At 57.2% G+C, this 12655-nt stretch carries 13 protein-coding genes; 11 read left to right on the top strand and 2 right to left on the bottom strand.

What is annotated here, in order from left to right; translation table 11 throughout:
• The 11 genes from JW953_08505 to JW953_08455 all read left to right on the top strand — a co-directional run.
• Window positions 1-276: hypothetical protein (locus tag JW953_08505; GenBank protein ID MBN1992735.1), on the top strand; the 276-nt coding region annotated here is incomplete at its 5' end.
• The gene (locus JW953_08500) at window positions 270-626 is read left to right on the top strand and encodes a type II toxin-antitoxin system PemK/MazF family toxin (protein ID MBN1992734.1); all 357 of its coding nucleotides are present in this window, start codon (window positions 270-272) and stop codon (window positions 624-626) included. The genes JW953_08505 and JW953_08500, both read left to right, overlap by 7 nt.
• A gap of 378 nt (window positions 627-1004) precedes the next feature.
• Complete coding sequence (locus tag JW953_08495) at window positions 1005-1514, top strand: hypothetical protein (GenBank protein MBN1992733.1); 510 nt, start codon at window positions 1005-1007, stop codon at window positions 1512-1514.
• 9 nt (window positions 1515-1523) lie between these two features.
• Window positions 1524-2999, top strand: coding sequence for a type I restriction endonuclease subunit R (locus JW953_08490; protein MBN1992732.1), 1476 nt, complete (start codon window positions 1524-1526; stop codon window positions 2997-2999).
• A 337-nt stretch (window positions 3000-3336) separates the two neighbouring features.
• Window positions 3337-3507, top strand: a complete 171-nt coding sequence (locus JW953_08485; protein ID MBN1992731.1) for a hypothetical protein — start codon at window positions 3337-3339, stop codon at window positions 3505-3507.
• Window positions 3497-4996 carry a hypothetical protein gene (locus JW953_08480; GenBank protein MBN1992730.1) on the top strand — a complete coding sequence of 500 codons (1500 nt, stop codon included), beginning with the start codon at window positions 3497-3499 and terminating at the stop codon, window positions 4994-4996. Before JW953_08485 ends, JW953_08480 begins: the two co-directional genes overlap by 11 nt.
• 1 nt (window position 4997) lies before the next feature.
• Window positions 4998-6050, top strand: coding sequence for a caspase family protein (locus JW953_08475; GenBank protein ID MBN1992729.1), 1053 nt, complete (start codon window positions 4998-5000; stop codon window positions 6048-6050).
• The gene (locus tag JW953_08470; protein MBN1992728.1) at window positions 6034-7923 is read left to right on the top strand and encodes a hypothetical protein; all 1890 of its coding nucleotides are present in this window, start codon (window positions 6034-6036) and stop codon (window positions 7921-7923) included. Before JW953_08475 ends, JW953_08470 begins: the two co-directional genes overlap by 17 nt.
• On the top strand, window positions 7923-9716 hold the full coding sequence (locus JW953_08465; protein MBN1992727.1) for an NACHT domain-containing protein: 1794 nt from the start codon (window positions 7923-7925) through the stop codon (window positions 9714-9716). The genes JW953_08470 and JW953_08465 overlap by 1 nt, the downstream gene beginning before the upstream one ends.
• Window positions 9659-10816, top strand: a complete 1158-nt coding sequence (locus JW953_08460; protein ID MBN1992726.1) for a formylglycine-generating enzyme family protein — start codon at window positions 9659-9661, stop codon at window positions 10814-10816. The genes JW953_08465 and JW953_08460 overlap by 58 nt, the downstream gene beginning before the upstream one ends.
• Window positions 10817-11152: 336 nt before the next feature.
• On the top strand, window positions 11153-11686 hold the full coding sequence (locus JW953_08455) for a hypothetical protein (GenBank protein ID MBN1992725.1): 534 nt from the start codon (window positions 11153-11155) through the stop codon (window positions 11684-11686).
• Window positions 11687-11905: 219 nt separating this feature from the next.
• Here the strand turns inward: JW953_08455 and JW953_08450 are convergent, their stop codons facing one another.
• Both JW953_08450 and JW953_08445 read right to left on the bottom strand, forming a co-directional pair.
• The gene (locus JW953_08450) at window positions 11906-12157 is read right to left on the bottom strand and encodes a DUF4926 domain-containing protein (protein ID MBN1992724.1); all 252 of its coding nucleotides are present in this window, start codon (window positions 12155-12157) and stop codon (window positions 11906-11908) included.
• Between the two features lies 1 nt (window position 12158).
• Entirely contained in the window at window positions 12159-12488 is a 330-nt protein-coding gene (locus JW953_08445) for a hypothetical protein (protein MBN1992723.1), read from the bottom strand.
• Window positions 12489-12655: the final 167 nt, after the last annotated feature.

Genomic DNA, 12655 nt, shown 5'->3' with positions numbered 1-12655 from the left:
GGTAAGAAAGGTGGTATAACAATGGCTTATGTGAAAACTGCAATATCTCTTCAAGAAGCGCTCTTGAAAAAAATGGATGATATGGCTCAACGATTGGATATTTCTCGTAGCCGGCTTTTTGCTTTGGCCGCTGAAGATTTTCTTCAACGCCACCAGAATCAGGAGCTTTTGAAGGCTATCAATGCCGCTTATGATGATTTGCCTGACCCAGCAGAAGAAACTCATCGCCAATATGTGCGTCGTCAACATCGGCAGATGGTAACCGGTCAATGGTAATCAATCAAGGTGATGTGTTTTGGGTTGAATTGGAAGAGCCATCGGGATCAGAGCCAGGATATCGTCATCCCCACGTCGTTGTTCAGAATAATGTTTTCAATCAAAGTCGGATCAATACAGTCGTTGTATGTGTGTTAACCTCCCATCTGAAGCGAGCAGAAGCGCCAGGGAATATCCTTTTGGAGAAGGGTGAGGCAAATCTACCCAAGCAAAGCGTTGTGAATATTTCGCAGATATTTACCGTGGATAAGCAAGCGCTAGATGAAAAAATCGGGACGCTTTCCCGTAAGCGGGTACGGCAAATATTGGATGGGATAGATTTATTGTTACAACCACGGGATGTTGAGTAAGCCAAGATGTCCACACCAGCCCGGCCATTGTGTGAATTCAGTCGCCAGTTAGTGAGACCTAATCTCTTCTATTAAATTGGTAAGTTACAGTACGACTAATTGCTTGCAAGTTATTAACCTGATAAAACAAAAAAGCCCTTGCAGTATGAATGTGAATTCACAATACAAGGGCCGAAACCAAAATATTATTGGTTTTACTCTTTATTGAAGCTTAAAAATCCCACAGGTCATTTTCGGTGCAAAGTTCTAGCGCGAGTACCAGTCTGACCGGCGAGTACAACGGTTCATCGTCGAGGTCAGGGAAGGTGAGAACGAAATCTTTCGTGTCACCTCCGGAGCAAGCCCCACCGCACTCAGTACGACACGCTGGCCCTGAATATGCGCACGGCCCTGCCCAATGCCGCCTCTATTGCCTTTACCGGCACCCCGCTGATGGTGGGCGAAGAGCGTACCAAAGAAGTATTTGGCGATTACATCAGCATCTACAACTTCAAACAATCAATGGACGATAACGCCACCGTGCCCCTGTACTACGAAAACCGCATCCCTGAACTGCAAATTATCAACGACCGCTTCAACCCCGACATCGAGCGCGTGCTCGAAGCCGCCGCCCTGGACGATGAGGCCGAAGCCAAACTGGAGCAACAATTTGAGAGCGAATACCACCTCATTACTCGCCAGGCCCGGCTGGAGCGCGTGGCCCAGGATATTGTGGAGCACTTTATTGGCCGCGAGTACCGGGGCAAGGCCATGGTCGTGACCATTGACAAACTCAAGGCCGTAAAAATGTACGATGCCGTGCAGCAGCAGTGGCAGCAACAGTTGGCTAACCTGCGCGCCCAACTGTCCACCTGCGACCCGATGGGCCGGCCCGAGTTGGAGCAGTAAATTATCTTTATGCAGGAAACTGATATGGCCGTGGTAGTTTCCAGCGAGCAAAACGAAATTGAGAAATTCAAAGCCAAAGGGCTGGACATCAAACGCCACCGGCAGCGGATGGTTGGCGAGGATTTGGAGGAACGCTTCAAAGACCCCGCCGATTCCTTCCGCCTGGTCTTTGTGCGCGCCATGTGGATGACGGGCTTTGACGTGCCCAACTGCTCCACCATTTACCTGGACAAGCCCATGCGCAACCACACCCTGATGCAGACCATTGCCCGCGCCAACCGCGTGTTTGGTGAAAAGAACAACGGCCTGATTGTGGATTACATTGGCGTATTCCGTAACCTGCAAGAAGCCCTGGCCATTTACGCCGCCGGCCGGGGTGAAGCAGATACAGGTGAGGTGGATACCCCCGTAAAAGACAAACAAGCCCTGCTGGATGAACTGGCTCAGGCCCTGGACGAAGCCGACGCCTTTTGCGCCGAGCACGGCGTAGACCTGGACCTGATTGCGGCCGAGCAGGATGTCTTCAAACGCATTGCCCTTAAGGCCCAGGCCGAAGATGCCTTACTGGTCAATGATGAGGCCAAAACAGAATTTCTGAGCCACGCCGCCTACACCACTAAACTTTACAAAGCCATTTTGCCCGACAAAGCCGCCCGGCAATACCAGGCCAAAGCCTCGGTGCTGGGCTACCTCAGCCTGCAAATCCGCTCCCGCGATCCTGGCGTAGACATCTCCGCCATATTGGCCGAAGTGGAAGCCGTGCTGGACAAATCCATCACCCCTACCGACTATTTCATCCGCGCCGCGATTGAAACGCCGGTTGAAGAAGAGTCGGTTTCTGACGAACGCGCCCCCTACCACGTGGGCGACTCGCCCGAGCGCCTTGACCTGCGCCGGCTAGATTTTGACGCTTTAGCCGAACAATTCAAAACAGGGCACCGGCACACCGAGCTGGAAAAACTACGCGGAGCCATCAACCAAAAACTCAACGGCATGATCCGCCTCAACCGGCAGCGGATGAACTACCGCGAACAATTTGAAAAACTGATTACCGAATACAACAGCGGCTCGGCCAACGTGGTGCAGGTTTACAATGAACTGCTGGCGTTGGTCAAAGCCCTGAATGAAGAAGAGCGGCGCCACGTAGCCGAAGGTCTCAGCGAAGAAGAATTGGCCTTGTTTGACCTGCTCATCCACAAACCGGAAATGGAACTGAGCAAAAAAGAACGCCAGGCCGTGAAAAAAGCCGCCCACGAACTGCTGCTCAAACTCAAAGGCGGCTTATTGACGCTCGACTGGCGCCAACACCAACAAGCCCAGGCCCAGGTGCGGATTGCCATTAATGATACCCTCGACGAGCTGCTGCCCGCAGCCTTTGATGCAGAGCTTTACGAAACTAAATGTGAAATGGTCTACCAGCACGTTTTTGAAAACTACTTTGGCGAGGATCGCAGCACGTATGAGTCGCTGCCGTTGGGGGTGTAAAAAAATGGCTCACATCTACATCCCCACCACATCACCAGAGCGACCACTAAAAGCAAACCGAACCAGAATGTAGACCCTCGTCTCCTTACTCGTTCATATACTACCCGGCAGTTTGGCATCCGTTCAATGATGCCGATGGCGCGGGCCGTAAAAAAATACCTTGAGTTTGTTATTATCGTGCCTTCCCATTCCATGGTGTCATTTTGACACCCTGCGATACCCCTGAAGAAGAATATGGCCCATAAATGGGATATGGCCTGAACCTGTGTGTCAAGTGGACCGGCCAGGCCAATCTGCAAACCAAAGTGGAAGCGGGTAAACAGCATCAGGAGGCGTTATGAAAATCAGACCATTTTTTGTGCTGGGGGCCGAAACCCGCCGTATTCACCTGGCCCATCTGTTTGACCCGGTGCTGGCTGGGCCTACTTCACCGGCTGGCCCAAACAAAAAATTAACCCTGTCCCTCAATAATGAAAGTCTCCTGAAAGGAGGAAGGTATGGCTGTTAGCAAAGACCATTATCTCAACTTAAAAAACGGCGTGTTCGAGACCACCTCGAAAGCTGATCTGGACCATCTTTTCGCCGTTCTGGCCGATGACCCCCACCGGGAGCGATTGGTGGTCCATTTTCACGGAGGGTTGGTCACGGCGCAAAACGCCCTGCACACCATCGAGAACCGGCTGTTGGACGCCTACCAGGCCGCCGGGGGGTATCCGGTCTTTTTTGTGTGGCACTCCGGCCCGGTGGAGGTGGTGGTTCATAACCTGGCTGAAATCTTCCGGGAACCCATCTTCAAGCGTTTGCTGGTGCGGGTGCTGCAATTTGTGGAAGCCAAACTGCGGCAGCAACCTGGCGAGCGCGGGGGCCGGCTGGAACTCAAAGACGAAGCCGCGATCCAGCGTGAGTTGCGCCAGCCCCCGGCCGGCGGGGAACCTTTGGCCGGGTTAGCGCCAACCCGCTTGCCGGTGGATGAAAGACTGCGCGAGGCTGAAGCGGAACAATTCCGGGAAGTTTTGGAAATGGACTATACCCTGGGGCAGGAAGCGGAAGCCATAGCCAGGGGCCTGCGTACCACCGCCGAGATAGCGCGCGATGCGGCTGCCCGCAGCGGCGCGGTGCAGGCCTCCCGCCACACCCTGATGTCGCCGGAGGTGTTGGCCGAGATTGAGCGGGAGGCCCCCAGCCCGGCTGAACGGGGGGTGATCTCGACCGGCGTCATCATCCGGGGCGCGGGGCGCATCCTGGCCCGGGTCATTCAGCGCCTGGCCGGAAGACGCGATCACGGGGTCTACTGCACGGCGGTGGAAGAAATCCTGCGCGAGTTCTACCTGGCCAACGCCGGCAAGTTGGTGTGGGATTGGGTGAAGCGCGATACCGCCGATGCCTTTGGCCCCGACCCGGCATGGCACGGCGGCACGGCTTTTTTGGAAACGTTAAAGCAGCATTGGCAGAGTGGCTGCCGGCCCCGCATCATCCTGATTGGCCACAGCACCGGGGCTATCTACATTTGCCATTTTCTGACTCACGCGGCCCGGTACTTGCCGCCGGAGGTTCAGTTTGACCTTGTTTTTCTGGCCCCGGCCTGCGACTTTCGCCTGCTGGCCGACACCCTGGCCCTCTGTGGCGAGCGTATCCAGAACTTTCGCCTGTTTGGCATGCAGGACGCCCTGGAAGCCGCCGACCACCTGGTGCCGGTGGCGCCCGTTTACCCCCGCTCGCTGCTCTACTTTGTTTCCGGGGTGCTGGAAGACGAAGCGGACAAGCCCCTGGTGGGCATGCAGCGGTATTACTCCGGCCAGCCGCCCTACCACGGCCAGGCCTATCCAGAAATTGAGATTGTGCGCCGCTTTGTGCGGGCGGAGGCGGGCCGGACTATCTGGTCGCGTCAAGATTCCGGGCCGGGCTGCGCTTCTACGGCTGAGGCGCACGGCGCGTTCGACGATGAAGACGTGACCACGCTCAACAGCGTCAAACATATTATTGCGGAGGGCTTTTAAGATGGCTGCTGACGATTACGCCATTGTAGTCGGCATTTCCAAATATCCCAGGTTTGGCGATCTGGCAGGGCCGGAAAACGACGCCCGGGAATTCTGTCGCTGGTTGCGTTCGCCCCAGGGCGGGGATATTGACGCAGACGACCACGTGGCCCTGGTCTTGTCCAGCGAGCACTACGATCCCGCGGCGGACCCCATAGATGCCCAACCCACCCTGCACCAGGTTGAACGTGAATTTGACCGTTTGATTGACCTGGACCCGGGCGAGGGGGGAATGTTGGGCCGGCGGCTTTACATCTACATGGCCGGGCATGGTTTTGGGCCGGATATTGAGGAAACGGCGCTGTTGGTGGCCAATTCCAGCCGGCGGCGCATGCACCATTTTCCCGGGCGGTACAGCGCGCGCTGGTTTCGCGCCGCCGCCTTGTTCCAGGAGATTGTTTTGCTGATGGATTGCTGCCGCGACGATTATCCCCGCGTGCCCCTGTACATTCCGGCCTGGCCGGAGATTCGCCGCCCGGCCGGGGCCGACGTGCGTTACTTTTACGGTTTTGCCACCAAATGGTCGCGCAAAGCCCGCGAAAAGCCGGTTGCGCCCAATGGCCCGGTGCGGGGTCTATTCACCCGGGCCTTGCTGGAGGCGTTGGAAAAAGCCACGCCCGATGCAAATAATTGCATCACCGGGGCGGTGGTTGAAGAGTACGTGTTGAATTACCTGCCCAAGTTGGTGGATACCGCCGACTACCAGGAACCCCAATTTGAATACAACTACCGGCGCGACATTGTGTTTGTGCAAAAGGGGGAAATTGGCGACGTTGCGGAGGAAAGCCGGGGAGCTGAGATACCGGTGCGGATTCACCTGGCTTCCGCCCTGGCCAACCGGCCTGTGGAAATTGTGAACCACAAATATAAGCGGGTGGCCGGCCCGGTGACCATAGCCGGCGTCTGGGCGCTGGCCCTGCCCAACGGCCTGTATAGCGTGCGGGTGACAGAGATGGAGCTGGAGAAAGAATTTGAAGTGATTGGCGAGGAGGTGGTTGATGTCGAGTTTGGCTAACAATTCGGAACAGAAGGTTGAGGTGATCATTGAGGCCGGTTGGGGCGTCGAAATCTTTATCATTGACGGCCAATTCAGCCTGGTGACCCAGGGTCTGCAACACCTGAAAACCAGCCTGTCGCCCGGTATTTACAAAATCAAGTTCAAGGCCGGGACAGCGGTCAAGGAAATACTCCAGGCGGTGAAGCCCGGCCAGGACACCGTGCACGTGCCGGGGCCGCAACTGCCCATTGCCACCTCGGCGCCCATCAGCCGCGCCCGCGCCGCCAGCAGCGACCACCAACAGGCTGCCGCCCGGCTCAGCCGCCAGGTGCGGCAGCGGCTGGGCCAGGGGAGCCAACTCTTCTTGTTTGCGCGTGATTTGGAGCCGGGCCGGCCGGAGAACGTGGCGGCCGGCTTGAGCCTGCTCCTGCCCGTCGGGCAGGAGCTTGACCTGGCGGAAGTGGCGGCTCGCAGCCCGGAGGCGCGTTGGGCCGGCTGCACGTTGCAGGTGGAGCCGGGGGTTTACCGGCTGCGCCTGCGCGCGCAAAATACCGGCATTTTGGAACAGAGCCTGGTAGCCAGCCCCGGTTGGCAAACCCAGGTCTTTCTGTTTCGGCGTAACTACGGGCCAGCGGCGCCGGTTCGTGGCGCGGACCTGGCCCATGCCTCGGTGCTGATGGCAGAGCTGGGAGAAGGCTTTACCCCGGATGAAATGGGCCTGGATTATGCGGAGCTGGCCCGGTCGGGCCTGGTCAATGGCCGCCAGGTGGTTTCTAAACAAGACCTGCGCTACTTGCTGTGGGAAAAATTCAGAAACCCGATGTTTGGCATCTACGGCGGCCACCTGCTGTTGCTGGCCCCGGAGCCGGATTGGGAGTTATTGGCCACCGTGGTGAAGAATCTACGCCGGTTGGTGGGCGACCACCCCGACGTGACCGCCTTGGCCCTGCGGCTGGCCGCAGCCAGGGGAGAAGCGCTGCCGGAGGCCAGCTTTGCCACGCCCCCCATGCTGCGCAGTAGCTGGCAGCAGGTAGTGCAAGCCAGCGCCGCGATTCCGGGCCTGGCGCCGGCAGGTTCCCTGTCGGCCCAAATCGCCGACCGGCTGTGGGGTGCCGGGGCTTGGCTGGTCTGGGAGCAGCCGGCGGAGGGCGAAGGACTGGCCCAGGCCGCGCCCAAAGGGGAGGTGAACATTGCTGACCTGGTGGCGCAGGTGGCCCAGACCGTGCCCAACCGCAACGCTTTTGAGACGGTGTTACAGGAGGGGCGACTGACCGGCTTGGAGGAGAGCCTGTTGCGTTATGCCTTTCGGGCCGGGCAGCGGCGACAAACGTTAGGCTTGGAAACCCTTGGGGAAGAGCGGCCCGCCCCGGCCCGGGGCGCCATAGACCAGGGCCTGACCCAAACGATGGGCTTGCCTTACAGCGTTTTGCAGACAGTGGCGGCCGGCCTGGGCCAGAAAGTAGCGCAGTTGACCCAAGACGGGGTTATCACCCAGGGCAGCGTGCAGATAGGAGGGGACCGGGCCGTTATCGGCAGCCGGGCCGGGGGCCATATTATCACCGGCAGCGGCAATGCGCTGAATCAGGCCCGGTCGGCCCCGGCTTCAGACCTTCGGGTGCAGTTGGAGAAGACTGAACAGGCCATCAAGGCCCACGAAGAACTGCTGGGGGTTATGCCAGACGAAGAAATTGAAGCCACGCTGGTCCAACTGCGCCGGCGGCAAGCCGACCTTGAAGCGCAATTGGCGGAGGGCGAAGGTGGTGTCGTCACCCGGGACAGCCTGCAAATTGGGGGAAAAGGCGCGGTGATTGGCAGCAGCGCCGGGGGCCACATTATTACCGGCGATGAAAACCGACTGACCCAGGTTGACGATAGCGAAGGAGAGGACTGATGACCAGACCATCTATCCGGTTGGAACTTGAGGAGTTAAACCGCACCATTGCCGGGCTGCGCAAACATCTTTCCGGCCCGGCCCTGGCGGCCGCGCTGCAACCCCTGTTGGAAAAACAGGCCGCGCTGCAAGCGCAACTGGCCGGCGCGGCGCAGACCGGCGAGCGGGGCGTAACCGGCAGCAGCGCTGAAGGCCATATCATCACCGGCGACGGCAACAGCGTAAACACGATTATCAACTACTACCGCGAACAGGCGCCCCACCCGCCCGATGAAGCCACCCTGCGCCGCCAGGTAGCCAGCTATCTAACCTGGATGCTGGAGCGCTACGGCACCATTGAACTGCGGGGCATCAAACGCGAAGGTGTGCAGGTGGTGCAGTTGGATTTGGAAACCGTTTACGTGCCCCTGCAAGCGCAAACCTACCGCCAGGCCAGCGCCGGGCGGATCAGGCTGGACCAGGTGCTAACGCTGGGGCAGCACATTGCCATTACCGGCGGGCCGGGCTGCGGCAAAACCACGGTGCTGCTGCACCTGGCCTATACTTTAAGCTATAGCCTGGGTATGGATGAACCCGCTCTGGCCAGGGAAAAATTGGGGATTCCCCCGCCTATTCCCTCGCCCCCTGAAGGGTACACAACCTGGGAAGAATATGAGCAACAGGCAAAAGATAGGGACAAGAAAACGTTTTTGGAGAAGGCTGGAAAGTTCTCCAGCATCAAGGATTATCTCGCCTCTTTTGAGATTCCCATTCCCATTCTCATTCCCCTCAGCACTTACGCTCTGCACCTGCGCCAATTGCCCCCCGGCGCGCCCGCCGAACAAAAAACCCTGGCCGCCTTCATCTCCGATTATCTCATCCAAAACCAGACCAGCTTTGAGTTGCCGCCGGACTTCTTTAAACAACTGCTGCGCAGCGGCCAGCGGGTGATTTTGCTGCTGGACGGATTGGACGAAGTGCCCAACGAGGCCGAGCGGGCCGAGGTGCGCCAGGCCATTGAAAACCTGGTGACGGGGCGGGAGCAGATGCGGGTGGTGGTCACCTGCCGCACCGCCGCCTACAAAGAGCGCACCGCGCTGGGCAAAGACTTCCGCGAGGTGCAGGTCATGCCCCTGGATGAAACCCACGTGGCCCATCTGGTGCGGCACGCTTACGCCGACCTTTACCGCCACGAAGCCGACGCCGGCAAAGGTAAGGCCGACGAATTGCTCAAGGCCATTGCCAACCTGGAAGAGCAGCGCCGCCAGCGCTTTGGTAAAAACACCGAACCGCTCATTGCCAGCCCGCTTTTGGTGCGCATGCTGCTGGTCCACTACAGCGAGCGCCGCCTGCCCGACCAGCGGGCCGAACTGTATATGAAAGCCGCGGACGCCATGCTCTTGCCGGAGTACAGCCCCGACGAGGCCCAGGCCAACCGGCTGGGCGGGTTGGTTGGCGGCAGCCGGGAAGTGCACCGGGAGTTGGTGCAGCACCTGGCCTTTGAAATGCACCGGCGCGGTTCCAACCAGGGCCGGGAGATTGCCGAAGACGACCTGCGCCGGATTTTGCAGAGCCATCCTGCCTACGGCCATTTAACCAACGACCTGATTGCCCTGACCCGGCTGCGAGGCACCCTGTTGGAGGAAAGGCTGGGGCTGTACCGTTTTGTTCACCTGGCTTTTCAGGAGTACCTGGCGGCTCGCTACCTGGCCGAAACGGTGCGCAGCGAGCGGGGGTTAGAAGGCATTGCGGCTTTTTGTCAATTTTGGATAGCTGGTGGCGCGAACCGGCCCTGCTGGTGGCCGGGTATTTGAGTGTCAACGCGCCGGATTCGGCGCAGAAGTACTTGCTGCGGCTGGCCGGGGCCGATGAACCGGCTGAGCAGGGCCGGCCAATCCTGCCGGCCGATGTGCAACTGGCGGCGGCGGAGGTGGCCGGGACCGCGGCCCTGGAATGGCCGGCCGTCCCGCAGCCCTTGAAAAATAGATTGGCCCAACGGCTGGCCGATTTGTTTGAGACGCCTGACCTGCTGAACCAGGTCAAACCCGGTTACCGGGCTACCATCGGGAATATGCTGGCCCGGTTGGGCGACCCCCGACCCGGGATTGTTGACCTTGACACTATGCTGTTCTGTTACGTGCCGCCTGGCCCGTTTATGATGGGTGAGGATGACGACTTGCACCAGAATGACAGTTTGCATTATGGTTACTGGCTGGCCCGTTATCCGGTGACGGTGGCCCAATTCACAACGTTTGTTGAGGAGGCGGGTTTTCAGGTAAGCGATCCAGATAGTTTGCGCGGGCTGGCCAATCACCCGGTGGTCAATGTCACCTGGCGCAAGGCCCTGGCTTTTTGTACCTGGTTAACCGGGCAATGGCAACAGCAAGGGTATTTACCCGGCGGCTGGCGCGTAACTTTGCCCAGCGAGGCCGAGTGGGAAAAGGCGGCCCGGGGCGGCCTGGAATATCTCCAACAGGGTATTATCAAGCCGATTAATGAGATTCGGCAGTGGCAGCCTGCCCCGGCCATGCAAACCAACCCGTTGCCCCAGCGGCGTTATCCCTGGGGAAAGGAGATTGAGACAGGCCGAGCGAATTACGATCAAACCGGTATTGGCGACACCAGCGCTATGGGCTGTTTCCCGGGTGGGGCCAGCCCGTACGGCTGTTTGGATATGAGCGGCAACGTGTGGGGATGGACGCGGAGTCACTATCAGGATTATCCTTATGACTCAAAAGGTGGCCGGGAGGATTTAGAGGGTGAAGGGGCGCAGGTGGTGCGTGGCGGCGCGTTCTACTTTGCAAGTCAAATCGTCCGCTGTGCGATTCGTAACGGGATCAATCCGAACTACAGGAACTGGTTTCAGGGGTTTCGGATTTGTTGTGTTGTGTCCCCATTCACCTCTGGTCTCTGAACCCTCTGAACTCTGAAACTCTGAAACTCTGAATCCCTGCCCTCTCGAAGAAAGGGTGAGGTGGCGGTAAAGAGGGAAGGTGTCGAAAAGTCAATCAACACCTTCCCCCGTAAGGGGGCCGATTTAAAATTTTCGTAATCATTCACCCTCATGTCATTTCGAGGCCGTAGGCCGAGAAATCCCTGCGGCGTGACAATAACCCATATCATCGCGGGGCAAAATTTACCGTCAGCGTTCAGATTTTCCAGCAATCTGGTTGATAAAAGTGCCGTTTCAGGGATTTCTCCCTTCGGTCGAAATGACATGCCTGAATAGTTACAAAAGAGATAACAAACAATGACCGGGAAACCGAAACAAACCCCGCCGTCACTGGATGACCGGCCCCGCCAGTACAATTTTGTGCTTAACCCCTACCCGGATGAGCGGCTGTCGCGCTGCCCCCACTGCGGACAAAAAACCGGCCAGCGCAAGCTGCCCCTGTTCATTCATATTGACCCCCACTATCCGATTGCCCTTAACTACACCTGTCGTTACTGCCGGCAATGTAATCTACTCATTGCCCACAAACACGAAATTGAACACCTGTTGGCGCAGATGTTCAGCCAATACAACCCTGACATTATTGGCAATGAATACCTGATTATGGGGACAGTAGAGAAAAAAGCCTGGCGCGAAGGTCTCACCCACCCCAAAGCGCCGGTAGAAATGCTGGCTCACACCGCGCTGTTCAAAGCTTATTATCAAGAATTACGGCACACCCAACCCGGCTGGTATCCGTCGGGCCAGGAACCGCCAGTACAAGAACCACTTCCCTCGCAAGAATGGGTCAAGGCAAAACGCCGCGGCTGGCCACGACGGCGAACAAGATAGAGCGGCGACTTCGGAAATCCCGAAATCGGCTGCGCCTATCCTTTTTTACCTGCCAGAGTTTTGTCCATCGTGCCCGTTGCCATCCTCATCACCAACCACCTCCGGCAAACGGGCTTTTCAGGTTATCGAAATGATACACTACCTGGTTGGGGGTGGTCATAAATGATGTCAGTCCCATTTATGACTTGGGGGAGCTTTCAGGTTTTTACAAGGGTTTGTTCAAGACAATGGCGCGGCCATCAAGGGCCGCGCACTAAAGACCTCATTTTCGGTCAAGGGAGCAATGGCCGACTCGGGTAAAGTCATCACGGCAATCGTATCCCCCAGAACATTGAATACTTCCAGGGAATATCCATCTTCTCCGTCAGGCACAGGGTGATATTCAACGATGGTAGCCACATCACCTTTCATTAACCCTTTTTCCGGCACATTTTCTAATAAGATTACTTCCTCAAATAACTGATAGGTCATTTCACTGTCCTCTATCCGGGTACATGGTGATAAACTTTGTTATCCCTGTGGCCAATTCGGTCATCCAGACCGTAACCACAGCCAAGGTCTGCTGATTCGGCCCGGTCAGATTGCCTCTAATCTCATACATCTGCCCATATCTCGTATTGTCAGTTGGCACAGCCTCAAACGATAAGAGCTGTTGCCGTAAATCGTTTTCCAATACCTTCCAGTTTTCAACGGTGTATCCGGCTTGAGAGAGCCATTTGGATTTGTCGTTACGCTTCCGTGGCATTAACAGATATTGGGTGAGTTTCTCAGGAGCAATCAGGGTATTGTCTGACAATTTCATAGAACTGGTAGTATCCGTGAGAATGATAACGAGATTGTAGCATTATTGCTGAATGGATGTCAAATCAAATATTTATTTAACTAACCTGAGTTCGGGATAAGGATTGAGTAAAAGTCACTCCTGCATGGTAAAATGGGGCAAAAATGAACCAGATAGACCCCCAGGAG

The organism is Anaerolineae bacterium (assembly GCA_016931895.1).
In the GTDB taxonomy this organism is placed as follows: Bacteria; Chloroflexota; Anaerolineae; order 4572-78; family J111; genus JAFGNV01.
This window is presented reverse-complemented; position numbering and strand designations above follow the sequence as displayed.

Excerpts from the sequence above, each read along its gene's own strand:
- JW953_08500 (MBN1992734.1), top strand. The coding sequence starts at position 270 with ATGGTAATCAATCAAGGTGATGTGTTTTGGGTTGAATTGGAAGAGCCA.
- JW953_08495 (MBN1992733.1), top strand. The coding sequence starts at position 1,005 with ATGCGCACGGCCCTGCCCAATGCCGCCTCTATTGCCTTTACCGGCACC.
- JW953_08490 (MBN1992732.1), top strand. The coding sequence starts at position 1,524 with ATGCAGGAAACTGATATGGCCGTGGTAGTTTCCAGCGAGCAAAACGAA.
- JW953_08485 (MBN1992731.1), top strand. The coding sequence starts at position 3,337 with ATGAAAATCAGACCATTTTTTGTGCTGGGGGCCGAAACCCGCCGTATT.
- JW953_08480 (MBN1992730.1), top strand. The coding sequence starts at position 3,497 with ATGGCTGTTAGCAAAGACCATTATCTCAACTTAAAAAACGGCGTGTTC.
- JW953_08475 (MBN1992729.1), top strand. The coding sequence starts at position 4,998 with ATGGCTGCTGACGATTACGCCATTGTAGTCGGCATTTCCAAATATCCC.
- JW953_08470 (MBN1992728.1), top strand. The coding sequence starts at position 6,034 with ATGTCGAGTTTGGCTAACAATTCGGAACAGAAGGTTGAGGTGATCATT.
- JW953_08465 (MBN1992727.1), top strand. The coding sequence starts at position 7,923 with ATGACCAGACCATCTATCCGGTTGGAACTTGAGGAGTTAAACCGCACC.
- JW953_08455 (MBN1992725.1), top strand. The coding sequence starts at position 11,153 with ATGACCGGGAAACCGAAACAAACCCCGCCGTCACTGGATGACCGGCCC.
- JW953_08450 (MBN1992724.1), bottom strand. The coding sequence starts at position 12,157 with ATGACCTATCAGTTATTTGAGGAAGTAATCTTATTAGAAAATGTGCCG.
- JW953_08445 (MBN1992723.1), bottom strand. The coding sequence starts at position 12,488 with ATGAAATTGTCAGACAATACCCTGATTGCTCCTGAGAAACTCACCCAA.